General features: G+C 44.1%; 22 protein-coding genes. 12 read left to right on the top strand and 10 right to left on the bottom strand.

What is annotated here, in order from left to right; translation table 11 throughout:
• Nucleotides 1–603 precede the first annotated feature (603 nt).
• The 6 genes from F899_RS04145 (at nt 604) to F899_RS04120 (ending at nt 5,154) form a co-directional block, all read left to right on the top strand.
• On the top strand, nt 604–1,491 hold the full coding sequence (locus F899_RS04145; RefSeq protein ID WP_005221037.1) for an MlaA family lipoprotein: 888 nt from the start codon (nt 604–606) through the stop codon (nt 1,489–1,491).
• 102 nt (nt 1,492–1,593) lie between these two features.
• Nucleotides 1,594–2,562 (top strand): RsbU family protein phosphatase GigA, encoded by a 969-nt coding sequence (gene gigA, locus F899_RS04140; protein WP_005221036.1) that lies wholly within the window; start codon nt 1,594–1,596, stop codon nt 2,560–2,562.
• A 112-nt stretch (nt 2,563–2,674) separates the two neighbouring features.
• Nucleotides 2,675–3,193, top strand: coding sequence for an anti-anti-sigma factor GigB (gigB, locus tag F899_RS04135; protein WP_004812973.1), 519 nt, complete (start codon nt 2,675–2,677; stop codon nt 3,191–3,193).
• Nucleotides 3,194–3,217: 24 nt separating this feature from the next.
• Nucleotides 3,218–4,042: a carbon-nitrogen hydrolase family protein gene (locus tag F899_RS04130; protein WP_005221035.1), complete on the top strand. Its 825-nt coding sequence runs from the start codon at nt 3,218–3,220 to the stop codon at nt 4,040–4,042.
• 102 nt (nt 4,043–4,144) lie between these two features.
• Entirely contained in the window at nt 4,145–4,570 is a 426-nt protein-coding gene (locus tag F899_RS04125) for an organic hydroperoxide resistance protein (RefSeq protein ID WP_005221034.1), read from the top strand.
• Nucleotides 4,571–4,761: 191 nt separating this feature from the next.
• Entirely contained in the window at nt 4,762–5,154 is a 393-nt protein-coding gene (locus tag F899_RS04120; RefSeq protein ID WP_005221033.1) for a DUF4951 domain-containing protein, read from the top strand.
• 46 nt (nt 5,155–5,200) lie between these two features.
• Here F899_RS04120 and gspE read toward each other — a convergent pair whose 3' ends face one another.
• Nucleotides 5,201–6,694 carry a type II secretion system ATPase GspE gene (gspE, locus tag F899_RS04115; RefSeq protein WP_034433902.1) on the bottom strand — a complete coding sequence of 498 codons (1,494 nt, stop codon included), beginning with the start codon at nt 6,692–6,694 and terminating at the stop codon, nt 5,201–5,203.
• 103 nt (nt 6,695–6,797) lie between these two features.
• Between gspE and F899_RS04110 the strand changes: the two genes are divergently transcribed.
• The gene (locus F899_RS04110; protein WP_004889868.1) at nt 6,798–7,619 is read left to right on the top strand and encodes a hypothetical protein; all 822 of its coding nucleotides are present in this window, start codon (nt 6,798–6,800) and stop codon (nt 7,617–7,619) included.
• Between the two features lie 9 nt (nt 7,620–7,628).
• On the top strand, nt 7,629–8,552 hold the full coding sequence (locus F899_RS04105) for a mechanosensitive ion channel family protein (RefSeq protein ID WP_004812984.1): 924 nt from the start codon (nt 7,629–7,631) through the stop codon (nt 8,550–8,552).
• Nucleotides 8,553–8,691: 139 nt separating this feature from the next.
• On the opposite strand, the gene F899_RS04100 is transcribed toward F899_RS04105, so the two are convergent.
• Nucleotides 8,692–11,394, bottom strand: coding sequence for a DUF2339 domain-containing protein (locus F899_RS04100; RefSeq protein ID WP_034433898.1), 2,703 nt, complete (start codon nt 11,392–11,394; stop codon nt 8,692–8,694).
• A gap of 161 nt (nt 11,395–11,555) precedes the next feature.
• Here F899_RS04100 and polA point away from each other — a divergent pair, with 161 nt between their 5' ends.
• Entirely contained in the window at nt 11,556–14,312 is a 2,757-nt protein-coding gene (polA, locus tag F899_RS04095) for a DNA polymerase I (RefSeq protein ID WP_005221030.1), read from the top strand.
• Nucleotides 14,313–14,586: 274 nt separating this feature from the next.
• Here the strand turns inward: polA and F899_RS04090 are convergent, their stop codons facing one another.
• The 5 genes from F899_RS04090 to ppx are packed head-to-tail and all read right to left on the bottom strand — an operon-like array spanning nt 14,587 to nt 19,708.
• Complete coding sequence (locus F899_RS04090; protein ID WP_005221029.1) at nt 14,587–15,156, bottom strand: YggT family protein; 570 nt, start codon at nt 15,154–15,156, stop codon at nt 14,587–14,589.
• Between the two features lie 33 nt (nt 15,157–15,189).
• A complete protein-coding gene (gene proC, locus F899_RS04085; protein ID WP_005221028.1) occupies nt 15,190–16,020 on the bottom strand; it encodes a pyrroline-5-carboxylate reductase in 831 nt (276 codons plus the stop codon).
• 2 nt (nt 16,021–16,022) lie between these two features.
• The gene (gene tilS, locus F899_RS04080; RefSeq protein WP_082180215.1) at nt 16,023–17,396 is read right to left on the bottom strand and encodes a tRNA lysidine(34) synthetase TilS; all 1,374 of its coding nucleotides are present in this window, start codon (nt 17,394–17,396) and stop codon (nt 16,023–16,025) included.
• The gene (locus tag F899_RS04075; RefSeq protein ID WP_004812992.1) at nt 17,333–18,157 is read right to left on the bottom strand and encodes an acetyl-CoA carboxylase carboxyltransferase subunit alpha; all 825 of its coding nucleotides are present in this window, start codon (nt 18,155–18,157) and stop codon (nt 17,333–17,335) included. The genes tilS and F899_RS04075 overlap by 64 nt, the downstream gene beginning before the upstream one ends.
• A 30-nt stretch (nt 18,158–18,187) precedes the next feature.
• On the bottom strand, nt 18,188–19,708 hold the full coding sequence (gene ppx / locus F899_RS04070) for an exopolyphosphatase (RefSeq protein ID WP_005221026.1): 1,521 nt from the start codon (nt 19,706–19,708) through the stop codon (nt 18,188–18,190).
• Nucleotides 19,709–19,972: 264 nt separating this feature from the next.
• Between ppx and trxA the strand changes: the two genes are divergently transcribed.
• The 3 genes from trxA (at nt 19,973) to F899_RS04055 (ending at nt 22,596) form a co-directional block, all read left to right on the top strand.
• Nucleotides 19,973–20,299 carry a thioredoxin gene (gene trxA, locus F899_RS04065; protein WP_004812997.1) on the top strand — a complete coding sequence of 109 codons (327 nt, stop codon included), beginning with the start codon at nt 19,973–19,975 and terminating at the stop codon, nt 20,297–20,299.
• Nucleotides 20,300–20,627: 328 nt separating this feature from the next.
• Nucleotides 20,628–21,896 (top strand): transcription termination factor Rho, encoded by a 1,269-nt coding sequence (gene rho, locus F899_RS04060; protein WP_004812998.1) that lies wholly within the window; start codon nt 20,628–20,630, stop codon nt 21,894–21,896.
• A 412-nt stretch (nt 21,897–22,308) separates the two neighbouring features.
• Nucleotides 22,309–22,596 carry a hypothetical protein gene (locus F899_RS04055; RefSeq protein ID WP_004813000.1) on the top strand — a complete coding sequence of 96 codons (288 nt, stop codon included), beginning with the start codon at nt 22,309–22,311 and terminating at the stop codon, nt 22,594–22,596.
• A gap of 104 nt (nt 22,597–22,700) precedes the next feature.
• On the opposite strand, the gene F899_RS04050 is transcribed toward F899_RS04055, so the two are convergent.
• From F899_RS04050 to pheS, 3 genes are all read right to left on the bottom strand, one after another.
• Nucleotides 22,701–22,997: an integration host factor subunit alpha gene (locus tag F899_RS04050; RefSeq protein WP_004813003.1), complete on the bottom strand. Its 297-nt coding sequence runs from the start codon at nt 22,995–22,997 to the stop codon at nt 22,701–22,703.
• Nucleotides 22,994–25,375: a phenylalanine--tRNA ligase subunit beta gene (gene pheT, locus F899_RS04045; protein WP_005221025.1), complete on the bottom strand. Its 2,382-nt coding sequence runs from the start codon at nt 25,373–25,375 to the stop codon at nt 22,994–22,996. The genes F899_RS04050 and pheT overlap by 4 nt, the downstream gene beginning before the upstream one ends.
• 138 nt (nt 25,376–25,513) lie before the next feature.
• Nucleotides 25,514–26,494, bottom strand: a complete 981-nt coding sequence (pheS, locus tag F899_RS04040) for a phenylalanine--tRNA ligase subunit alpha (protein ID WP_004813006.1) — start codon at nt 26,492–26,494, stop codon at nt 25,514–25,516.
• Between the last annotated feature and the right edge of the window lie 122 nt (nt 26,495–26,616).

Below are 26,616 nucleotides of genomic sequence, written 5' to 3'. Positions count from 1 at the left end.
CCCCGCTCGACTTGCATGTGTTAAGCCTGCCGCCAGCGTTCAATCTGAGCCATGATCAAACTCTTCAGTTTAAAATCAATAGTGCTTTATTCAAAACACCAAATCTGGCTCATCAATTTTCTGACATCAATTTCTCAAATAAACTTCGAGTAATTTCTACCATTAATCAATGAAAATAATTTCGATCAATCAACCAGTAAAAATCCACACAAGTTGTTCTTCATAATCTCTTAATGATCTTCTCAATGCTTCGTCAGCATCAAGCTAGGTCGGCTATATTACTCTCTATCTCTAGAAAGTCAACCAGTAAATCAGATTATTTTTAAACTTATCAAATAAAACCTAACTCAACTAAGTTACTGTTTTATCAGAAGTTTTAATCTTCATCACCGCCGATGGATGTGCATTCTACAGTATTTCAGATGCCTTGCAACACCTTTTTTAAAAAAATCTCTCCACATGTGTATTTTTTAATCTTTTCGTGTGTTTTCCTTCATTTTTTATACAAATTTGCTTAAATGATGTTTATTCCTGAATATAACGTTTATTATTTTCATATTAATAAGTAGTGCTACTTACCCGGAAAAGGCCTCAGGTTACCTTATGCATCGTTCTATTTACTTAACTCTATGTTTATTTTCTTTAGCCTCAACCGCACAGGTTTTTGCTGAGGTGACTACCGATGTGGAAAATCTAGAAAATGAGCCTGAAAAAACGCCCCTTAGAACAAAAATTTCCAATAGGGCGCAACAATTACAGACACAATTGAAGGTCGATGCCAGAGCAGCACAGGCTGAAGAAGTTAAAGATCCCTTTCAGCCACTAAATAGAAAGATCTATCAATTTAACGATGTCATTGACCGCAACGTGTTACGACCTGTAGCCGTACAATATGTGGAAAAGGTTCCGAAAGATGTTCGCGGCAGCTATACCCAGTTCCGTAATAACCTGGGTGAACCCTGGAATGTAGTCAACCAGTTAATTCAAGGTCGTCCTGCACGGGCTGCCAAGTCCCTAGGCCGCTTTACCATTAATACTCTAACGACTCTAGGTTTGGCAGATCCTGCCCGTCGCTTGGGCTTGAGTCATGAAGATGAAAGGCTGGGAATTACTTTAGGTTATTATGGAGTGCCTTCTGGCCCTTATATCATGCTGCCACTTTTAGGTCCAAGCTCTGTCCGCGGGGTAATTGGTAGCGCTGTAGATAGCCAGGCTCGTCCACAAAAATATATTCTTGATGATAATGACGGACTTTACTGGAGTGACCAGTCTTTGCGTGTTATCGACACTCGTTCTGAAATACTGGACGTCGAAGGGGTATTGACTGGTGATCGTTATGCACAGATTCGTGACATTTATCTGCAACGTACCAGTTATGCAATTGCTGAAAAGAAAGGCGTGGAATCTGAGAGTCTATTCACTGATATAGATGATGAATTTGAAGATGAGTTTGATGAAGATCAGAGCGATTCGACAGAACCAACCTTTTAAGTAAATAATTTCAGCAAGATTATCGGTGAAAAAGATTCGCCGGTAATCAATAGCTTGTTATAGTACATCTAATAAACAAATTTGGGATTAGTTCATTTCCTTATGTATTTTATTCAGCCGACTCGTGATGTTCCTTATCTTGATCAAGTCCTTGACACGCTTCCAGATGTGCAGATGATTGGTCTTGAAGATCATGAGTTGTATGATCAGACTATTCTTGCAATTTCTGATGTGCATGACTATTTGAAATACCAATGGAATTTTCCTACCATTGTCTTGGCTTTGGAAAATGAAGGAGCTGAACTATCTCAAGCCTGGGAGCAAGGTGCTCTTGCCGGGTGGATCTGGAACAAACTTCCAGCTCAGCCTCTCCTCGCTTTACAAAAAATTGATGCGCAATATAAAAGAAACCAGGATAGTCGCGACTTACCTTCCGCAGCAGAGTTACAACAAAGATTGCTTCCTAACCCGATTGAGCTTCTGAACTATCAGGTAGAAACATATTTTCAGCCTTCCGCTTATCTTTCTGGTGATTGGTACGATTACTGGAAAATTAGCGACAAAGAAGTGATGTTCTATCTAGCTGATGTGTCTGGACATGGTGTCACCAGTAGTTTACTTACCTCATGGATGGCAGCTTTTCATGGCCGTTCCAAATCGCCACGTGAACTGATCAAAAAGCTGAATGGTATGCTGGTTCAAGAAAATATTGAAAAACATATCACCATGATTGCCGGGGTTTTAAACCTTGAAACTCATGTGGTGCGCTGGTCCAGTGCCGGGCATTATCCACCGCCTATTATTTTTGAACCCAATCAGGCACCCAAAATTTTATCGACTAGCAGTTTTCCACTCGGGCTGACCGAAGAACTGGAAGTAGATGAACAGGAATTCATCCTGAAACGTCATGCCCGATTCATTTTATGTTCGGATGGTGCCCTGGAACCCTTTGATGGCGGTTTGAATGAACAGTTTGCACAGCTGGTCTATCACTTGCAAAATCAATCTTTTCAAGCGCCGGAGCATGTGGCAGACGATATTGCCTTCCTTAGCTTCATACGTATGAATTAGTAATATAATTATTGCTTTAATAGATACTTAAATTAACTCAGACCTTCAGCTACTTGAGTATCAAACTACCCTATGGGATAATTTAATATCCTTCTCTGCAAATGGCATTTATATGTCAACAGGTCATGTTGAATATGCAAGTTTGAACGGAACGCATATTTTTAAGCTTATTGGCGAAGTGCGTGCACAATCTTGCATAAGTCTAGATAAGTTACTGAACAAAATTGAACAGCAAGATAATGTCGTTGGTGCGATCGTTGATTTAACTGAAACCAGTTTTATTGACAGTACTGTACTCGGCGTTCTTGCGAAACTGGGTCTGAAACTGAAACAAGTGCATCATATCCAGGCTGTCATGCTTTCTACCAATTCAGATATTACAACCCTGGCCAATAGTATGGGTCTGGGACAGGTATTTGTAATCCTGAACTATTGTGGAGATTCGCATGTGTGCACCCGTGCCCTTATCGAAGAGCATGTAACGCATCGTAATATGCTCACTACGGTCCTGGATGCTCATAAGACATTGATGAAACTCAATGAAAGCAACAAAAATATGTTCGAACCTTTGGTTAAACAGCTGCAAAAAGAACAGGACAATCTCGATAAGGTGTCCGAACCCAATATTTAATCTTAATTTTCCAGGAAGGAAACGATGACTTTACTCTCTGTTGTACAAATGAATTCTCAGAATGAAATTGAAGACAATTTCAGAACGATAGAATCCTTGATTCAGCAGAGTAAAACCAATGGTGCTGAACTGATCGTCTTTCCTGAAAATTTTGTCTGCTTTGCTGCCGGAAAACAACGCGAAACTGCGGCGCAGTTTGAAGACATTCAGCAACGCCTCGAAAAACTGGCACATCAACATCAGATCTGGATTATTGCTGGCACCCTGCCTTGTCCATATCGCCCGGATGGTTCAGTGATTGAAGATGGTCGTGTCCGTACGGTAAGCCTGTGCATTAGCCCGGAACGTACTGAAGCACGTTATGACAAGATTCATTTATTCGATGTGCAAGTTGGTGATGCTGTCGGTGGCTATCAGGAGTCCAAATTCTTTGAACCAGGCACAGAGGTCGTGGTTGCGAAAACCCCATTTGGCAACATTGGCTTGATGGTGTGTTATGACCTGCGTTTCCCTGAATTGGCACTGACTTTACGTCAACAAGGCGCCAATATTCTGACTGCCCCTTCTGCTTTTACCTATACCACGGGTCAAATGCATTGGCAGTTACTTCTACAAGCACGTGCCATGGATACTCAGTGTGCTGTGCTTGGCGCTGCACAACAGGGCTGGCATGGAGAAAAACGTCAGACTTGGGGACATACTGCAGCCACCAATAGCCGCGGTCAGGTACTGGATATGGTACATGCGGAAGGTGCTCAGCTGATCACGGTAGATTTTGATTTAAATGAACAGCATAAAGTCCGTGAGTCCATGCCATTGATGCAACATCGCAAATTGATTCAGTTTTAAAGTTTGCGATTTTCCTGCATAAAATAACAAAATCCCTGCTTATTCCTGTTTAAAAATCATCGAGCATAGAAACTCCATGAAAAAATAACAGGGATTCATATCATGTCATTAGAAAAAACTGTCTATACCGCCCATGCCAAAGCAACAGGTGGCCGCGATGGTCGGGTTACTACGGATGATCAATTGCTGGATATACAACTCGCAGTACCAAAGGAAATGGGTGGTCCAGGCGGTGGTACCAATCCTGAACAGCTCTTTGCCGCTGGCTATTCAGCCTGTTTTTTAGGGGCTATGAAATTTGTGGCTAATCGAGACAAACTGAATATGAGTAAAGAGGCTTATATTGAAGGTGAGGTAGGGATTGGTCCGATCCCAACTGGCTTTGGTATTAAAGTTACCCTAAATGTTCATCTAGAAGGTATGGATCAGGACGAAGCTCAAAAACTGGTGGATGCTGCGCACATTGTCTGCCCATATTCTAATGCTACTCGTAATAATATTGATGTCACGCTAAATGTGATTACTTAAGGCTCAGTAGACGCTATCCTGGAAAATCTGTTTTCAGGATAGTCTTGATCCAGTGTAAAAATTCAATTTTTAGCCGGCGGGTCTTCAGTTTTTTAAATACTGTTTTCATCTTCCTATTTCAAAAAGATAACAATTAGACAGATAGTTATATATAATGATTCTTATTTACATTTATTGTTGGGTTTATTTTAATGTTAAAACCTCTTCTCCTCAGCACATTGTTTTTAAGTATCCCTATCTCCTCTTTTGCAGATGTGCAAGTTTCTGAAAAAATTCGCCCTCAAGTCAAATCCTTGGTGAATCCAGATATTGATCGACTCGCTATCCCTCCTACACCGCATAACATGAGCCTGCCTGAGTTTGGTCAAGGTGTAATTGGCTGGGGCACAGGCCCTCAAGATGCAGAAACACGTTTAAATCATGTCAGTAAAGCTGATGTTGAAAAGATGAAACAGGCGGGTTTAACTGTAGAAATAGCGAAAACCTGGCAAAATTTTTATAAAAATGAGACTCAACGCAATGCCGGCAACCCAACCGCTCCATTGCGCGCCCAACTCATGAAGAAAATTATCAGCTTGTGGTAAGCTATAAAAAAGCAGCTCAACTGGCTACTTTTTAATAGTTCTATCATTAAGCTAGTTCTGCTGCTTCATTGGTGACACGCAGTACTTCTTCCACTGTCGTCTTCCCTGCCAGCACTTTACGTAAGCCATCGTCACGAATAGAACCAGATTGTTGACGTGCGTAGCTTTCTAACTCGTATTCTGGTGCATTACCATGAATCAGACGGCGCATATGATCATCCATCGGGACAATTTCATAGATCGCAGTTCGACCAGTAAAGCCAGTATGTGAGCAGCGTTCACAACCTTTTGGCTGTGGTAATTCTAATTGTGTCCCATTATGGACATGGGCAAACAGACCTTGTTCGAATTCATCTGCTACATGCCAAGTTGCACAATGCGAACAGAGAGTACGTACCAAACGCTGGGCAACCACCCCGATCAGTGAACTGGATAATAAGAAAGGTTCAATCCCCATGTCTTTAAGACGGGTTACTGCACCAATTGCAGTATTGGTATGCAGGGTTGATAAAACCAGATGACCTGTTAAAGAAGCCTGTACTGCTATTTCTGCTGTTTCCAGGTCACGAATCTCACCCACCATGACGACATCGGGATCCTGACGTAGCATCGCTTTTAAAGCACGGGCAAAGGTCATATCCACTTTAGTATTTACCTGTGTCTGCCCAATGCCTTCCAATTGATACTCGACCGGATCTTCCGCAGTCAGGATATTTTTAGAACCATCATTCAGATCGGAAAGTGCTGCATAAAGTGTCGTCGTTTTACCCGAACCAGTGGGGCCAGTGACTAAAATAATGCCGTGTGGACGATGCACCAAAGTCTTGAGGCGATCATAATCATTATTCATTAGACCCAAATGGATCATGTTCAGACGACCGGCCTGTTTGTCCAATAGACGCATCACTACGCGCTCACCATACGAAGATGGCAAGGTAGAAACACGGACATCGACTTCACGCCCTGCTAGGCGCAACGAAATACGACCGTCTTGGGGAATACGTTTTTCCGCAATATCCAGCTTGGCCATGACTTTAATCCGCGAGACTAACAGCGGTGCCAGTTCACGGCGTGGCTGTACAATTTCGCGTAACTGACCATCGACCCGCAAACGGACTGAAAGTTTCTTCTCAAAGGATTCAATATGAATATCGGAAGCACCCACACGGATTGCTTCTGAAAGTAAGGCATTGATCAGACGGACAATCGGCGCATCATCTTCCTGATCCATTAAATCTTCAGCTTCCGGGACAGAATCGGCCAGACTAAGCAGATCTGGATGGTCTTCCAGACCAGCTGCGACTTGTTGTGATTCGCCACTGTCTCCAGCGAAACTGCTACTGAGTAATTGGCTAAATTCGTGATCATTGCAGAGCTGATACTGGGCAGGATGGCCTAAAAAACGGCGTGCTTCCTGCAATGCAAGCATCGAGGTATTATCACGACGGACGATAAAGACCTGATCCCCTTCATAACGCAACAACACCCCATGGCGTTTGGCAAAACTATAAGGGATTTGTAATTGTTTCAGTACTTGCATCGTAGAATTATAATAATAGTGAAAAAATTTAAATTGAGTGTACTCTAAGCACATGACAGCGTGAAGTATGTTTAGAAAGATTTAGTACGAAAGGACAGCCGCATTGCTACAAGATCAAGTTGATTTTTCCTCTGCTCAGCCCTCTATTCATTGGTGGGGGGAACAGAATTTTGAAATAAATGAGTCCAAAGCCTGGCAATTTGGTTCGCTGCTGTTCCGTCTGACACGTGGCTTGCAGGAATGGCGTCTGGAGTATTACCGCCCTGTGGTACAGTTTGACTATGAGCAGAAATGGCACCAAATCGAAGATCCCCATTTTGCCTTTCCTCAGCCAGTGAAAATTGAACGCTATATGTTCAAGTCCACCAAAAGTAAACTGCAACTCATGCCTCGTCTGGCAGATCGTTCTGTAGTGATTAAACCTGTCGATCCTATTTATATTCCTGCCGGGCAACGCGGAACCTTATATATCAGTACGCCACTGTGGATTGCAGGTTTTGTCGATGGACAGCGAGATCCAATTTTTGATGTCCCGGTAATTCTACCCAAAGATACCTGGTTTGGCCCGAATCATCGTTCTGGGGAAATTTGTTATGCCACAGCAGTCGATGGTCGTACTGAGCTAAAACAGCTGACACCGCGTGCATTTCGTGCTGTAACCCCAATTGAATTCCACAATACCAGTAATCAGCAACTGCGCTTTGACCGCATGAATGTACCCGTACCTGCCTTACCGTTATTTTTCAGTGCCAGTACGGGACGTCTTTGGACCTCGCAAATTAAAGTCCTGCATGAAGGTCTGGATCGTCCACCTCGAATTCGGATTGAAAATCGTACGCCACCGCATGCTGGTGAAGTGGACTATCTGCATCCACCACGTGACCCCGCAGGCAACCTGTTCAATATGTTTGATTCATTCTTTTAAGGACGGCTAATGGCAAACTCAAGTATTTCTGCTGAAGTCACCAATAGCCTGAAAGGCGTATTTACCAGTATTAATACTGATCGGCTGACAGAAATTGCTGTCGCAATCGTACTGTGTTTTATTGGCTTTTTAATTGCACGTTTTTTCTCGAATGCCTTTATCCGGACGATTGGCCTACGCTTTAATGCCCATCAGCAAATGGTCTGGCGTCGTGGGATTTTCTACTTCATTTTCCTGCTGTTTGTCATGGCCAGCTTAAAGGAAGCTGGCTTTAAGCTCAGTGTCTTCTTAGGTGCAGCAGGTATTTTGACAGTTGCACTGGGTTTCGCATCTCAGACCTCAGCCTCCAACCTGATCAGCGGTATGTTCCTGATTGGTGAAGGCTCTTTTGAAGTTGGTGATACCATTCAGATTACCCTGATTCGTGGGCATACCATTGAAGGCGAAGTCATTTCGATTGACCTGCTCTCAGTCAAATTATTAACCCAGGATAATATCTATGTCCGGTTGCCGAATGAGCAACTGATCCGTGCCCCGGTACATAACCTGTCCAAATTTCCGATCCGGCGAATTCCGATCACGTTGGCGATTAATTTCCATGAAGACATTATCAAGGTTCGTGAAGTACTGCTGGATGTGGCAAACAAATATCCAATGGTACTTGCCGATCCGAAACCGGCTGTGACAGTAACTGCTTTCCGGGAATCATCCATTGAATTGCTGTTTGCAGTCTGGTGTCAAGGTGAAAACTTTTTAAAAGTTCGTGATGAAATGCAGGAACGCATTCGTAATGGTTTCCTGGAAAATCATATTGAGATTCCTGTACCAAAAATGGGCTTTGTAGATCATCCGCTTGCACGTCCGCTGGAAAATGAAGATGTTGATCAATATGCCAATGAGAAGGAATTGAAGAGGGAGCCGGATTTAAAATAACTTTTTTCTAAATTCCTCCTAACCTCCCTTTACAAAGGAAGGAACTGTCATCAAAAGCCGCTCTTTTCCTTGCACATCGCTTAAAGCGTGTCCAGGGTTTGGGGAGATTAAATTAATGCTCAAATGAGTTAATTTAGATTCAAACCCTTTTCTCCCCATCCGGCATTGGTGCAACATAAGCAATCAATAACATCACCCCTCCTGCCAGCAAGAAGGATAATACTCGAGTTAAGGTCCCGATATGAGACAGATCAAACAGCACCAGTTTTAAGGTTACAATCACCAGAATACTACCACCCAGAATCCACATCGGTTTCAGGGCTTTCAATGCCGCAATCCACATCGTTGCAAAAGCCAATAGCACCCATAGAATGGTCAAGCTCAACTGGACTGTGGCATTACTCCACACTTCCAAACTGTTCAACGGTGTTCCTAAATACATATGTAAGGCACGCAATACAATATAGCTGAATAACCAAAGTAAACTCAGTACCATGAGTACTGCCATCATTCCTTTATCTCGACCTGCCCTAATCTGCTGCAGCAACATCCAGATGAAGCTGACCAACATGGCGATACTCACCAGATCAAAAGGATTTAAAATAGGAAGCAAATAGAACTTAAAGGCCTGCTGACTGAGCAGCTGTGAACACAACAACCAGGCTGCCATCAGAATCAAGCTACTGTTGCCTTGCCACAGCATTGGCCAAGCAGAGTCCGCAGATTGTTTATAAGACCAGAAACACAGACCTAATGGCAAAATCACCATACTGATATAGGGCATACTCGGAATCAGACATAGGCTTGCCAGAGTCAGACTCACTAGAGCTCCCAAACTCACCCATTCTTTTGAAAGCAACAAGCCTGAGGCTGGTCGCAGCCATTGCCAGGCTAACAATAAGGTTGATAACCCAAAGATAATCCGGGCAAATTGACTCTCCCAAATCAGTACACCATTTTCACTCTGATCAATTGCTAGAACCACACCAGCAAAAACCAATGGCGTTAAGCCACACCATTTTGGCACCAGCCAGCTCCAGTCCTGATTTTTTCTGAAGATAATTTCATTAAGAACAGCAAAAATCAGTGCAACCGTAGCCAGACTATAAATATGGGCATCTGGTGAACTGAACTCGTCTTCCAATAAGGCAAACAGCATCAGGCTGGCTGAGAAACTGAGTAAGCTCAAGAAGCCAGTACTCAGCCCATCTAGTTGCTGGATATAATGCTTTTTGAACTGGCTAATCAGGAGCACCGCCAGATAACAGCCACTCAGTATCCAGAAGATGTGTCGTGGTGTTGGATTCAGCTCAACAAGATAATACAGACTGCTCAGCCCAGCCATGATCAGTAAGCCCATACTCAAATATTGCCCAACTTTGAGATTCTTTTCCAAAGCCCAGAAATAAATTAAGACGCCTTCTACGGCCCAACCCACTACGCTCCATTCACTTTCCAACAAAATTGGTGGAATCAGGGCAATAAAAATCAGCATCAGACTGAGATAGCTATTGGCAATGATATTCAGGGTATGACTACGCCGCGATCCTAACCAGCAAACTGCGAATACTGCGGCATAAATCAGGCTCAGTCCTGCCTGCCATGTACGTTCATTAAAATGAATCAGATACAGGAAAATATAGGCTGTAATTGGCGCGGCAAAAATCAGGGCAATGTCCAGAATCGGCTTGAGCTGGAACCTGCTCAGGTCATCTTTAGCGAGTAACTGACTAAAACGAAATCCCAGCCAGATAAACACAGCACTATGTGCCAGAATCAAGCCAGTCATGCTATAGCGTTCAGAAGTGTAGCCATGAATCAGCGCATAGATTCCCCCAAAAATCGCAGTGACCAAAAAGGCAATCTGATTCAGCGTCTTCCAGGGTTTTAAGCTGGTCAGCGTTGCTACTCCGATATTAATGACCAGATAATAAGCAATCAGCTCTACAGCTGTGGCATCCCGTACAGGCAAAGTAAATGGTGCAATATAGGCAATTAACAGCGCCATCACCGTCAATTCAAAACTATTCTGCTTAAAACTGAGATATAGCGTCATGGCCATAATCAGCACAAATAGCACTGATGCCATCAACAGACCAGGAATGACCAGATTGTAATAGGCAAAGAATAAGGTCAGAAACAGCGCACTTAATCCCAGACCCTCAAGTGCCAGCGCAAAACTGCGGTTTTTCTCGATCAACCAATAGCCCAGCCCAGCAACAGCCATACTTGCCAAAGCAATCAGGCCCAATTTCATTGCCAGACTGATTTGCCAATGCTCCGTTGCAAAACGTAGTAACAGGATAATCCCGACAACCAGAATCCCGATTGCAGCTTTAAGCACCGGATTGCCTTGAAAAATCCAGCGCTGGATCTGATCAATTAAATCCGGTGAAGCATGATCAACTTGAGCCGGCTGCTGAAAGGCTGGCAGTGGAACTGGCTGAGAATTTGAAGTGTCCTGACTTGGCACCGAGTGAATACGATGCTGCAACTGTTGCAATGACAGCTCTATTCGTTTCAACCATCGAAACAGGAAGAAAATCCAGGCCGTGACGCCCAGCCCCATCAACCATTTCAGGTCGATGACACCTCCCACAATGGCAATCAGGGAAGAAATATATAATGGAACTTTAGAATAACCAGAAATAGACAACTGATGTTCAGCAGTGATCTCTTCAAGTGACTGCTGCACTGCATTGACATACTGCATTACACTTATCAGAAAACCGAGCCCACATAAATAGCTGACAATCTCGTAATCCAGATACCAGGCACTCAAGCCTACAATCACCAGGCTGATCAGCCACATCATGCGTAATTCATTTTGCCCTGTTGTCATTCTTATATTTTCCAGTCCCATACCACTCCATCATACAACATGCCGCTGCCGGTTATTTCATCTTCGGTCATTATTCGCTAAGCTGTTGCCACAGACTTGCTCAGCGGGCACGCTAAAAATCACGTACAATAACGCTATTATTTGAATAAGGAATTGAATACATGCCACCATTTGTCTTGGTCGATGGCTCTTACTTTTTATTTCGTGCCTTTCACGCACTGCCACCGTTAACCACGTCAACCGGTTTACACACCAATGCAATTCGTGGTGCAATTTCTGCCATTCAAAAACTGATGCGCCGTGTCCAGCCTACACATATGGCGGTGATTTTCGATACCCCTGAACCCACTTTTCGTCATGAACTGTCACCAATTTATAAGGGTGACCGCCCAAGCATGCCGAGCGAGCTTGCCGAGCAAATTCCCTATCTGCACGCATTGATCAAAGCCTTAGGAATTCCACTACACGCCCTGCCAGGCGCAGAAGCCGATGATATTATCGGCACACTGGCAAAACGTGCTGAAGCCATGGGTCATCAAGTACTGATCTCTACGGGCGATAAAGATATGGCCCAGCTGGTGACAGAAAAAGTAACCCTGGAAGACAGCTTTAAAGAAAAGCCACTCGATGTAAATGGTGTATTTGAAAAGTTTGGGGTCTGGCCAAATCAGATTATCGATTACCTGACCCTCATGGGCGATGCCTCAGACGGTATTATGGGTGTACCTGGCGTCGGTGCCAAAACCGCAGCCAAATTACTGAATGAATATGGCTCAATTGGTGGCATTCTGGAAAATGTCGACAAGATCAAAGGCAAAGTCGGACAAAATATCAAAGACAATGTGGAAGGCATTACGCTGGATCATCAACTGGCCAGTATTGTGATCGATTTGGATTTGAGCTTTGGTTATGATGATTTAAAACTTGCTGAGCCAAATGTTGCCAAACTACGCGAACTCTATACCGAGCTTGAATTCCGTAACCAACTGCAATCTCTGGATCATCCAAACAATCCAAACAATAGCAATTACAAGCAAGTAGCTCAGTCGATTACAACCAAACCTGTAGCGCCAATAGAAGAAGATCATGCGTCATTGACCAGCAGCGATGATCAACTGGGACAGGCGACTTATCACACCGTGCTGAATCAGGCAGATTGGGATGCTTTATTTAATCGTTTAAATACTGCCAAACGTTTTGCTTTTGATACTGAAACCACCAGTCTGGATTATCGTATTGCTCAAATCGTGGGCTTCTCAGTGGCTTTTGATGCAGAGGATGCCTATTACGTACCGCTGGCACATGACTATGAGAATGCGCCTGAACAGTTAAATCGTGAAACCATCCTTGCGCAAATCAAACCCATTCTGGAAGACGACAATATTCAGAAAATTGGCCATCACCTGAAATATGATGCACATGTCCTAGAAAATCATGGAATCCAGCTGGCAGGCTGGTACTTCGATACCATGCTGGCGTCTTATGTGCTGAACTCAGTGGCAACCCGTCACGGTATGGATGACGTAGCACGGCTTTATTTAAGCCACCTGACCACGACCTTTGAGCAGATTGCCGGTAAAGGTGCGAAACAGAAAACCTTTAACCAGATTGATATTGAAACTGCAGCACACTATGCCGCAGAAGACGCCCATGTCACTTATCGTCTGTATGAAGTGCTGCATGAAAAACTGAAAGTGCATCCAGAGCTGCTCAACATCCTGCTAAATATTGAAATGCCGGTCGCACGTGTATTGACCAGCATGGAAGAAAATGGCATTCAGCTGGATCTGGCTTTCCTGGATCAGTTGGGCTGTGACTTTGCTGAAACCATGAAAAATCTGGAACAGCAGATTGAAGAAATGGCGGGCGAATCCTTTAATGTCAGCTCACCGAAACAGGTTGGTGAAATCCTGTTTGATAAGCTGGGTCTAAAAGGTGGCAAGAAAACCACAACAGGTCAGTACAGCACCAGCGAAAGCATTCTGGAAAAGCTTGAGCATCCAATTGCCGAGTTGATCCTGAACTACCGTGGTCTGTCCAAGCTGAAAAGTACTTATACTGATGGGCTCTGTAAACAGGCCAATAATGATACTCATCGTGTACATACCAGCTATCATCAGGCACTGACTGCAACCGGTCGTTTATCCTCAACCGATCCGAACCTGCAGAATATTCCAATTCGTGAAGAAATTGGCCGTCAGATCCGTAAAGCCTTCGTCGCACCAGAAGGTCGTATTTTACTTGCAGCCGATTATTCCCAAATTGAATTACGTCTGATGGCACATTTGTCTCAGGATGATGCGCTGGTGGATGCTTTTATTCACGGTCAGGATGTCCATCGTCGTACCGCGGCAGAAGTCCTCGGTATTGCCCTGGAAGATGTGACCAATGATCAACGTCGCCAAGCCAAAGCAGTAAACTTCGGTCTGCTTTACGGGATGTCCGAATTTGGCTTAACTCGTCAGCTGGGTTTTACCCGCCAGGAATCACAGGAATACATCAAGCAGTATTTCCACCGCTATCCGGGTATTTATGAATATATGCAGCGTACCCGTCAGGTTGCGCTGGAACAGGGCTTCGTGGAAACCATTCTTGGCCGCCGTTTGTATACCCCAGATATTGATGCTCGCAATATGATGATACGTAAAGCTGCTGAACGTGCTGCAATCAATGCCCCACTGCAAGGTTCAGCTGCCGATATCATCAAGATGGCAATGATTGAAGTCGACAAGATGTTGCCAAAAGACCAGGCCAAAATGCTGCTGCAAGTCCACGATGAATTGGTATTTGAAGTTGATGAAGCGATTGCTGATGAGCTGGCACCTAAGCTGGCTGAAGTAATGCAATCTGTAGTGCAGATCTCTGTGCCTTTACTGGTAGAAGTGGGCCAAGGCAAGAATTGGGATGAGGCGCACTAAAGTGCTTTGAACCCCTCTTTCAGAGGGGTTTCAGGAGATTTATATTAGCCCTCTCCCCCAGGGAGAGGGAGTTACACCTAATTTTGATTACCATGAATAGTCTTATTAATTCCTTCTTCTCTTTTTAAGATAAAGAATACTATTACTTCTCAGAGATGAATTTCCAAGAAGTTACCTCTCCTCTCAGGAGAAGGTAGGAAGAGGTAAAACCTCTTTTGAAATTTATAATAAATAAAAAAGGACGCCTAAGCGTCCTTTTTTATATTCTTAAATCTTAGAAACCAGTCAACAACACCATGGCCACTTCACGCATGATCAGATCAACCACCATCAGTGCCAGAATCGCCAGAATTGGAGACAGGTCGATCATACCGATATTCGGCATGATACGACGGAATGGTGCCAATAATGGCTCTGCCAGTTCCTGAACCACTTCAATATAAGGCGAACGGGATTGAGTAAACATCACCACCCAACTCAAGATAATGGTCGCGAAAATCAGATAACGACAGAAACGGATCAGGTCCTGAATCATGGTCACAAAAGTCAGTATTAACAGATGAATTGGACCATTTGGCATACCACCAGAAAGATACATCATGCCAAAAATTTTCAGCAAATACAGCACCACTAATAATGCCAGCGCGGCAGTATTTACCCGACCCTTCGCCAGAGTTGGCAGAATACGACTAAACATATCTACAATCTTGGTGGCCTTTACAGTTGAAAGTACCACCGGATTGTAAGGACTCACCGAAGCCAACTGCATTAAAAAGCGGAAGAATACGAGCAAAATTGCGACGTTAATGATAATGCCAAAAATTAGCGCAGAATTTGCACCCATACCTGAAGGTTCCTAAATATTAAATTTGAAAATTTACTTACTGCTGTCGCTAAGCTCTTGAGCGAGCTCCTGACTGCGTTTTGCAGCAGCAGCCAGAGCTGCCTGAATGTTTTGAGAAATCTGGGCCTGATCAAAGACTTCAAGTGCAGCCTGAGTCGTACCATTCGGTGAAGTCACATTTTTACGTAATTCAGCTGGTGTATTTGCACTGGTAATTGCCATTTGCGCTGCACCTAATGCAGTTTGCAAGGTCAATGCAGTCGCCACTTTCTCATCTAGCCCCAGATTCACACCTGCGCGGATCATGCTTTCCATCATATAGAAGAAATAAGCCGGACCTGAGCCAGAAACCGCCGTTACAGCATCAATTTGCGCTTCAGAGTTTACCCAAATTGTCAGGCCAGTTGAAGCTAAAACCTGACTCGCCAGCTCACGGTCTGCTGTACTCATGTCTGCATTGGCGAATAAACCATGCGCGCCAGTCTGTACTAATGCTGGTGTATTTGGCATCACACGAACAATACGATCGGTACCAAGTAAGCTAGACAAAGTCGCAATTTCAGCACCTGCTACAATGGAAATAACCAATTTACCGTCCAACAAACCTTGCAGCGGTTTAAGCACATCCGCTAGCACCTGTGGCTTCACCGCAAATAGCACAATATCGGCATGTTTGATTGCAGCAATATTATCATCAGTAACATTCACTTCTTTTTCAGCAAGCAGTAGACGCACTTTTTCGACTGGATCAGAAACTGTAATACGGGTTGCCGGCAAACCACGTGCAATCAAGCCACCAATTAAGGCTTGAGCCATGTTACCACCACCAATGAAACTGATATTACAATTTAAAGCTGCACTCATTTTTAATGCTCGTCTTTGTGTTCTGAAATTGAAGAGACTGAAATTGGCTGCCACCCCTCCACCTCACAATAGGCAGATTCAGCCAACCAAAATCCTTTGGGCGTAAACACGCCTAGCATAACATCATCTATGCTTAATATTTGAATTGTATGCCGCATCCATGGAAATATTTGCGCATCCTGAATGGCTTTTTTCAGTGGCCAAGAACCGACACGTCCACATAAATGAATCTTTTCGCCACCTTGGCGCTGTGTCAGTTTCAAGTGCTGATTCAATAAATCCAATGATAAACCGATTGCCGCAGACCGAATCTGAAACTGTCCTGAAGGCAAATCAATACGATCCTGAAGTCTGAAAATCATCTGCTGTTCGCCAGAAAATGGCTGTTGACCTGCCAGATAAATTTCTTTACTGAGCTTATAGACCAGCTGCTGATAACGCACATAATAAAAACCTTGCCAATGCAAAGCCGCCTGGGCATCTGCACGTACATGAATGACTTCACGTTGCAAGCGCTGTACCATATCCAGTGTAGGCCGATACTGTCCTCCCCCTTTCATCCAGTTAGATAGCAGCTGGCGCTGGCGTGCTAAAGACAGTTCAGAAAATTTAGATAAGTCTAAAATATTATCTTGGATACAAACGTCTGTATCTTGTCGCAACACATCCTGCAAGATTTCCTGAGCATCCTGCATCAGATCCGTGGTTCGGGCTAAAGCTGCCTGCATTTTTGGGAAGCGCTCACTTAATAGCGGCCACAAAATCTGACGTGCCCAGGCACGATCATAATCATTATTCTGATTGCTCGGATCTTCAATATTCTGAATATTCAGGTCAGCGGCCCATTGGCAAATCTGCTCACGAGAAATATCCAAAAGTGGACGCCAGATGGTTAAATCTTCTCGTATATCTACCCGCTTCATGGCAGACAGACCATCGACTCCGGCCCCAGATAGTAAACGCAGCATCAGTGTTTCTGCCTGGTCCTGCTGATGATGCGCAAGAACTAGAATTTCATTGGGCTGTAGATGCTTCAGATAGGCCTGATAACGTGCTTCCCGGGCCTGATTTTCCAGATTACCTTGTGCCACAATAACTGGCTGGACAATACAGGGGATACTCAGCTTTTGGCATTCATGCTGAACAAATCTGCCCCATTCAGCGCTACCACTTTGCAGCTGATGATCGACATAAATCGCACGGATTTTTTCCGGGCACAAAAAAAACATCAGATGCAGTAACAGCATGGAATCCACGCCGCCACTGCATCCGATGAGAAATTTTGTTTCTGCAGGAAAGTCCTGCAGCTGTTTTAAGAAACCAGACCTAAATTGTCGCTGCCAAACTTCATTAAACGCTGGTAACGTGCTTCGCATCGTGCCTCGGCTTCCATCGGTTGCAGTTCATTCAGCGCTTCTTTCAGTACTGCTTTCAGGTCTTGCATTACCTGATCAGGATTTAAATGAGCGCCTTCACCTTCATCTACTACATATTCCACAATACCCATATGCTGCAATTTTTCCGCAGTCAGTGCCAGTGCTTCACTGGCTTGTTCAGCTTTGTCCGCAGTTTTCCACAGGATCGATGCACAGCCTTCTGGTGAAATCACAGAATAGATACTATGAGATAGCATCACCACACGGTCTGCCACCCCAATCCCCAGTGCACCACCAGAACCACCTTCACCCAGTACAGTCGCAATCACAGGTACTTTCAGGTTAGACAACTGTGCCAGACTTGTAGCAATCGCTTCAGCCTGACCACGCTCTTCTGCGCCTACGCCTGGATAAGCGCCCATCGTGTCAATAAAGGTAAATACAGGCAGATTAAAACGCTCTGCCATATCGAGCAGGCGTTGTGCCTTACGGTAACCTTCAGGATTCGCCATCCCGAAGTTATGCTGTAATTTTTCACGGGTACTACGGCCACGGTGCTGGCCAACAATCATCACAGGCTGACCGTCAAAACGCGCCAGACCACCAATCATTGCACCATCATCACCATAGAGACGGTCACCATGTAAAGCATCAAATTCAGTGAATATTTCACCCACGTAGTCCAGGAATTGTGGACGTTCAGGATGACGTGCAATTTGCACGGTCTTCCATGCTTTTGATGGAGTCGCTTTATTTTTCATAGGTTAACCGTTTTCATCCCTATAAAGGTGTTAATCAACAAATTGTTCAGACTGAATTGCGAGATCAATTTCCCAATTCCTAAACTGCACCTGTTCATCATGCAGTTCAGCCACCAGTAAAGGCCATTGTCGGGCATCACCGGCTACGCTGAGTTGCCATTGTTGCGCATTCTTCACCTTCAGTTCAATGGCAGGAAGCATCTCATCGCTACGACTGTGATTGACCAAAACCGCCAGACGAAGCAGTAAACACAGGTACAAAAGTCGAGAACCACCGACTTTGTTGACATCTATCCTGGCATCAGCGCGCAATTTACGGCGATGATGTGCGACCAAATGTGACAGATGATTCTGGTCAACTTGCGAGAAACCGGCAATGTCCGAGTGCTGTAACAAATAAGCCCCATGACGATGATAACCACTATGACTGATCGCCAGACCAATTTCATGCAGATAAGCTGCACGACGTAACAGATCACTGTCTTCGCTATTTAAAGCTAAAGGTTGTTTCACATCATCAAACAGTTTTTGCGCGGTTTTTACCACACGTTCTGCCTGTTTGGTATCGGCATTATAACGCCCCATCAAGGCATGCACAGAACGGTCACGGATATCCTCGTGCTGGAAACGCCCGAGTAGGTCATACATCACGCCTTCACGTAATGCCCCGTCAGAATAGGTCAGGTAATCAATATTCAGAACATCAAAGACGGCATACAGAATGGCAATTCCTGCTGGCAACACCGCACGGCGGTCTTCTTTAAGGCCTTCAAACTCCATGTCCGTGACATGTTTATATTTGAGCAATTTATCTTTGATTTTTTCCAGGCCTTCACGCGTCAACTCCTCGCGCTCGTTACTCCAGCCCATATTGACACAGATCTGGCGGCAGGCTTTGATGGTGCCACTCGAACCGACCACAGCATCCCAGCCTGCTGCTTTATAGGTATTGGCAATACCGGAAATTTCTTTACGTGCCGCCGTAACGGCTTTATCAAAGGCCTTTTGATTAATATCGCCATCTTCAAAATAAGCTTTGGTAAAGGCAACACAACCCATCTGCACGGATTCGGTATGAATCGGTTCAAATTCCTCACCAATAATCAGTTCAGTTGAACCGCCACCAATATCTACTACCAGACGACGGCCACTATTGGCCATGGTATGTGATACACCTAAATAGATCAGACGGGCTTCTTCTCGACCTGCAATAATTTCGATGGGTTTCGGTAAAATTTCTGCTGCCTTTTGAATAAATTCATGGCCATTTTTTGCCTGACGCAAGGCATTAGTCGCCACGATACGTAAACGATTTGGCTGAACCGAACCCAAACGCCCCACAAAGCGTGCCAGACAGGCTAGACCACGTTGCTGCGCAGCTTCAGTCAAATTCTTATTTTCGTCCAGGCCTGCTGCAAGCTGAACTTTTTCTGACATTGATGCCACTTTTTTGACTTCGCCGTGGTCCACTCGAGCAATGGCCAAATGAAAGCTGTTTGATCCCATATCGATGGCGGCAAGTAATTCTTCATCAATCAAAAAGTCAGACATTCCAGAAATAAACCTTTAACGAATTGTGCTTAGAGTAATTCACAACCATGCAATTTAAAAGCCATTTGTATCGACAATTTAATCCCTTTTAGTTTTTTCTTTCTATGTGACAATTGTGTTACACGATTATCTCTATCGTGATCATCCATTAGACAAATTGACAATATAGGTTGAAAATTTGCATATTCCCCTACATTGTTAAAGAAGGCTATGTAATACTAAGAATTATAGCCATCTTTAAAAAATTATTTTCTGGAGCACTCCATGTCTGGCAACATCGTAAATACTACTGACGCAAACTTCGAAGCAGACGTTCTTCAATCAGACGTTCCTGTATTGGTTGACTTCTGGGCTGGCTGGTGTGCGCCATGTAAAGCAATTGCTCCTGTACTGGAAGTACTTGCTGACGAATACCAAGGTAAAGTAAAAATCGTAAAAGTTGATGTGACTTCTTGCGAAGCCACTGCAGTGAACTATAGCATTCGTAATATCCCAGCTTTATTGATGTTCAAAAATGGTGAAGTGGTTGCGACTCAAGTTGGTGCAGCACCTAAATCTAAATTAACAGCGTTCATTGAAGAAAACATTTAATCAACGCTGTTTTAAAGATAAAAATACGTGATCAGATATCGCGTATTTTTTTCGCCCAGAATAAATTGACAAACGCCTGTTTCTCTCTTATATTGCTCATTCAAGAGATCAGGAATACTAAATCCTGTCAATTTCTTACAAGACACAATACATAAGATGCCGCTCGGCAATAGAAATTGTTTTTTCACATTTCTCTTTGAAACAATCAAACAAACCTCTGAATTGTTCTTGTGCAAATTCAATTGCTGTCGTTTGAATGCTTGTATGCGGCCGAATGTTACTCCCTTTCTAACCTGTACCTCAGAACTTTGATTCTATCCGACCACCTATGAATTTAACCGAACTCAAGAAAAAACCGATTGGCGAACTCATCAAGATTGCCGAGTTTATGGGCCTAGAAGGCATGGCCCGTAACCGCAAGCAAGACATTATTTTTGCCATCTTAAAGCGCCATGCGATGAATGGTGAAGAGATTTTTGGTGATGGCGTTTTGGAAATTCTGTCAGATGGTTTTGGCTTCTTACGCTCTGCGGCAGGCTCTTATCTGGCAGGTCCCGATGACATCTATGTCAGCCCTTCCCAGATCCGTCGTTTTAACCTTCGTACAGGCGATACTATTACTGGTACCATTCGCCCACCGAAAGAAGGTGAACGTTATTTTGCACTTCTAAAAGTGAACCAGATTAACTACGACACACCTGAGAACTCTCGCAACAAGATTCTGTTTGAAAACTTAACCCCATTATTCCCAACTGAGCAATTGGTCATGGAATTGGGTAATGGTACCACTGAAGATTTGACAGCTCGTGTAGTCGATCTGGTTGCCCCAATCGGTAAAGGTCAGCGTTCTATTATCGTTGCACCCCCGAAAGCCGGTAAAACCATGTTGCTGCAAAACATTGCACAGTCAATTGTTCGTAACAACCCTGAATGTTTCCTGATTGTACTGCTGATTGACGAACGTCCTGAAGAAGTAACGGAAATGGAACGTACGGTTCGTGGTGAAGTTATCGCTTCAACCTTTGATGAATCTCCGGCGCGTCACGTACAAGTGGCTGAAATGGTAATTGAAAAAGCCAAACGTCTGGTTGAACATAAAAAAGACGTAGTGATTCTGCTTGACTCAATTACCCGTCTGGCACGTGCGTACAACACTGTAATTCCTTCATCTGGTAAGGTATTGACAGGGGGTGTGGATGCACATGCACTTGAACGTCCAAAACGTTTCTTCGGTGCGGCTCGTAATATCGAAGAAGGCGGTTCACTGACCATTATTTCTACTGCATTGATTGAAACCGGCAGTAAAATGGATGAAGTGATCTACGAAGAATTCAAAGGTACAGGTAACCAGGAAATCACGCTTGATCGTCGCATTGCTGAGAAACGTGTATTCCCTGCAATGAACATCAAGAAATCGGGTACCCGTCGTGAAGAACGTCTGATGTCAGAAGATAATCTGCGTAAAGTCTGGATTCTGCGTAAGCTTTTGCATACCCAGGACGAACTGGCGGCAATGGAATTCCTGCTTGATCGCATGAAAGAAACCAAGACCAATGATGACTTCTTCGATCAGATGAAGCGCAAGGCATCTAACTAAGTCCTCAAAAATTATAGAAAGGTCATCTAAAACGATGACCTTTTTTATTTGGGTTGACATTGATTACACAAAGAAACAAAGTCTATGATGATTTGTAAACTTATTTGCAAGTTTATGATTAATAAAATAATGGTAAGAAAAATTGTATAAGTTTTAGAGGTTTAAATCGCCTTTACCCCATATAAGTCTTTCCTTTAATTGTTATTTTCTGTTAAAAAAACCATGAATTTCATGCGTTTTTTGCACTTTTTTGAACTTGCCCTGTAGCAATTAAAAATGCGCAGTGATAGCATATTTGCAGACCAGTTAGACTGCTCCTGCGTTGTTAGTACCTAACAAAATTAGGAATAATAAAAGCACATAACAGGCTAACGTCGGTTTTTTTTAATCTCAATTTTTAGAGAGTGATGCCATGTTATTCAAAAAAATCGCTATTGCTGCTGCAGTTGCTACTACTTTAGCTTTCGTTGGTTGTGCTAAAAAAACTGAAGATGCTGCTGCTGACGCTAACCAAGCTGCATCTGAAGCTGTAGAAGCTGCATCTGAAGCTGAAGCTGCTGCTGACGCTGCTGCTGTAGAAGCTACTTCTGAAGTTGCTGCTTCTGACGCTGCTGCTGTTGCTGAAGCTGACGCTGCTGCTGCAGTTGCTACTGACGCTGCTGCTGACGCTACTGCTGCTTCTGAAGCTGCTGCTCAATAATCTAACGATTATTCAGTACGAAAAAGAGAGCCATTGGCTCTCTTTTTTTATGCCTATAAAAATCGAAATTTCTACCGGCAATCTCTATCAAGAAAAAAAGCAGATCAATTGACCTGCTCAGTTCCCACACGCTGACGGAACTTCTGCCCCGCACGGAAGGTTACGACCCGGCGTGCAGAAATCGGAATTTCTTCACCAGTCTTCGGATTACGGCCTGGACGTTGACGCTTGTCACGCAACTCAAAATTACCGAAACCTGATAGTTTGACTTGCTCACCCGAGATTAGCGCCTGGCTAATCTCATCAAAGAACAATTCGACCATTTGTTTTGCTTCACGACGGTTTAAACTCGTGAGCTCACTTAAATGATCAGCCATCTCTGCTTTAGTTAGTGCTGTCATGAAGCCCTCAATGTCGCTTGATAAGTGTTTTCTAACACTTGCAGGATATTATCCATGCCTGATTTAATTTCAGCATCTTCCAGGGTGCGGGTTGGATGCTGCCAGAGAAGAGCAAATGCTAGAGAACGCTTGCCTTCTTCTACCCCTTGTCCAGTGTACACATCGAACAACCAGTTTGACTCCAGGAGCTCACCACCAGTCTTTTCGATAAGTCTCTGAATTTCGCTAACATTAATCTTATCACTAATTAAAAGCGCAATATCACGTCGAACCGACGGAAAACGTGATAATTCTGTAAAATTAGATACATAAGTTTGCAAAACGGCTTTTTGATCGAGTTCAGCGACCCAAGTGGTTGCTAAATCCAGCTCATCTTCAAGTGATGGATGTAAACGACCTAAATAACCAATCGACTGACCATTAACCATAATTTCAGCAGATTGACCAGGATGCAACCATGCACGCTCTGAACGAACATATTCAACATTCAGACGAGCTGCTGCCAGAATTTCTTCCACATCACCTTTAAAGTCAAAGAAATCCATTGGCTGTGGCTTACCATGCCATGATTCATTGGTACGTGAACCAGTCGCAATCAGGGCAAAAGTTGGAATCTGTTTCAGGTCATGAATCGATGCAGCATCCTGATAATCGAAACGCAGACCCAGCTCAAAGAAACGTACGCGGTTTTGCTGACGATTGACGTTATATTGCACACATGGAATCAAACTTGATAACAGGGTTGAACGCATTACCGCTAAATCGCTTGAAATCGGGTTTGCCAATGCCAATGGGTTTACTGCAGGGTTGAGCTGTTTTTCCAGTTTCAAGTCAGCAAAGCTAAAGCTGATCGCTTCTTGATAACCCAGAGTCACCGCAGTCTGACGAAGCTGAGCCACTTCGAACTGATCCTGGTATTTTGCAAGTTTGACATCAATTACAGGCAAGCTGATTTGAATATTGTCATAACCATGAATACGTGCAACTTCTTCGATCAAGTCCTGGTAGATCGCCATGTCATAACGGTGTGACGGTGGTACCACAGACCATTGACCTTCTGCTTTCACAGTCACTTCACAGCCCAAACGCGTTAACGCGTCGGTAATGAAGTCTGATTCAACTTTATAACCCAGAAGTTGATCTACTTGTGCCTGTTCAAGCTCAATTGCTTCACGTCTAGGCAATACTGCTGCATTTTCTGCAACTGTAATTGGACCAAACTCACCGCCTGCAAGTTCAGCAATCAGCTGAGACGCACGGTGCATTGCCATCACTGGCAATTCAAAGTCCACACCACGCTCATAACGCTGAGAAGCATCCGTATGTAAACCGAAGCTACGCGCACGACCTGCAATGTGTAAAGGTGCAAAGAATGCAGACTCCAGGAAGATCTCAGTGGTTGCATCCGTTACAGATGAAGACAGACCACCCATGATGCCTGCAATTGCCAATGCTTTTTCATCATCAGCAATCACCATCACTTTTTCGTTCAGTTCAACTTCCTGTTCATTTAATAGCACCAGCTTTTCACCGGCTGTTGCTTGACGAACGTGAACTGCACCTTGAACCTTGCCACCATCAAATGCATGCAACGGTTGACCTAGCTCGATCAATACATAGTTGGTAATGTCGACCAAAATGCTGTGTTGACGGATACCCGAACGAGCAAGCGCACGCTCCATCCATTCCGGGGTTGGCGCTTTGGTATTGACGTTTTTGATCACACGACCCAAGTAACGTGGACAGCCTTCAGTCGACACCACCACTTTCTTTTCATCAGCAATAGTTGCAGCCACTTCTTGAATTTCTGGCGCAGTCACTGGCAATTGGTTAATCACACCAATTTCACGTGCAATACCACGAATGCTGAAACAGTCACCACGGTTTGGTGTGATGCTGATGTCAATCACGTTGTCATCTAAGTCTAAATATTCACGAATATTCACGCCTACAGGTGCATCGTTTGGTAATTCTAAAAGACCATCAATTTTGTCTTCTAGATCAATTTCAGACGCCCCACACAGCATACCTTGGGATTCGATCCCACGAAGTTTGCCTTTTTTGATTTTGAAATCGCCCGGCAAAACCGCGCCAATGATAGCAACTGGCGCTTTCATACCTGCACGTACGTTTGGCGCACCACACACGATTTGGAGTGGTTCACCTGAACCGATATTCACGGTAGTTACACGTAAACGGTTTGCATCCGGGTGCTGTTCAACAGTCAGAACTTCACCCACAACAACACCTGTAAATGGTTTTGCTGCTGGAGATAAGTCATCAACTTCTAGACCAAGCATGGTCAGTTGATCAGAAAGTTTCTCGCTGTCGATGGCTGGGTTAACCCATGTGCGTAGCCAATTTTCGCTAATTTTCATTGATATAAAACCTGTAATTCAAATCTCTAGAATCCCCCTCTAACTCCCCCTTTAAGAAAGGCGGAGAACCCCAACTGATTTCGTGGAGTCCCTCTCCTTTTTTAAAGGAGAGGTTAAGAGAGGATTTAATAAAAAGTTTTAAGCAAACTGGCGTAAGAAACGCACATCGTTTTGGTAGAACATACGCAAGTCGTTAATGCCATAACGCAACATTGCAAAACGTTCTACCCCTAGACCAAATGCAAAGCCTTTGTATTTGTCAGGATCAATACCAGCAGAACGTAATACATTCGGATGCACCATACCGCAACCCAGAACTTCCAACCATTTGCCACGCTCATCCATAATATCCACTTCTGCACTTGGCTCTGTGAATGGGAAATAAGATGGACGGAAACGTACTTTTAAGTCTTTTTCAAAGAATTCATTCAGCAAGTTGACCAACAAACCTTTCAGTTCAGCGAAGCTGGTATTTTCAGCAACGTATAAACCTTCAATCTGGTGGAACATTGGTGAGTGGGTTTGATCCGAATCACAACGGTATACACGGCCTGGACACACGATACGGATTGGTGGTTGTTGCGTTTCCATAGTACGGATCTGAACACCAGAAGTATGCGTACGCAGCAAGTGGTTTACATCAAAATAGAACGTGTCGTGCATGGCACGTGCAGGGTGATGGCCTGGAATATTTAAGGCTTCAAAGTTGTGATAGTCATCTTCAACTTCCGGGCCAGTTGCCACTGTAAAACCTGCTTTGGTAAAGAACTGGCAGATACGTTCCTGTACTTGGGTCACTGGGTGGATACTGCCCACCTGCTGGCCACGACCGGGTAATGTAATATCAATAGTTTCGCTGGCAAGCTTCTGCTCCAGCGCAGCTTTATGCAGTTCTGCCTGACGTGCTGTCAGTGCAGCTGTAATCGCTTCACGCACAGCATGGATTTTTGCACCGAATTCTTTACGTTGTTCCGGATCCATTTTACCCAGCGACTTAGATTGTTCCGCGAGCTGGCTTTTTTTCCCCGTAAATTGCACTCGTACTTGATCAAGTGCAGCAAGGTCTTGAGCTGCTGCAATCGCAGCGAGCGCTTCAGTGGTCAGGGCTTCCAGTGACATAGTAACTCTCAAAGCAACAGGTTAGAAATATTTTTAAAAAACCCCGTATTCTAACAGTTTTTAGGCACGTTGATGAAGATGGCATGTAATGAAAATTAGATTGGCAGATGCAAAAATAAAAA

The sequence above is a fragment of the Acinetobacter sp. CIP 101934 genome (assembly GCF_000369585.1).
In the GTDB taxonomy this organism is placed as follows: domain Bacteria; phylum Pseudomonadota; class Gammaproteobacteria; order Pseudomonadales; family Moraxellaceae; genus Acinetobacter; species Acinetobacter schindleri.
Note: the sequence above shows the minus strand (reverse complement) of the source record. Positions and strands in the feature narration are given on the sequence as shown.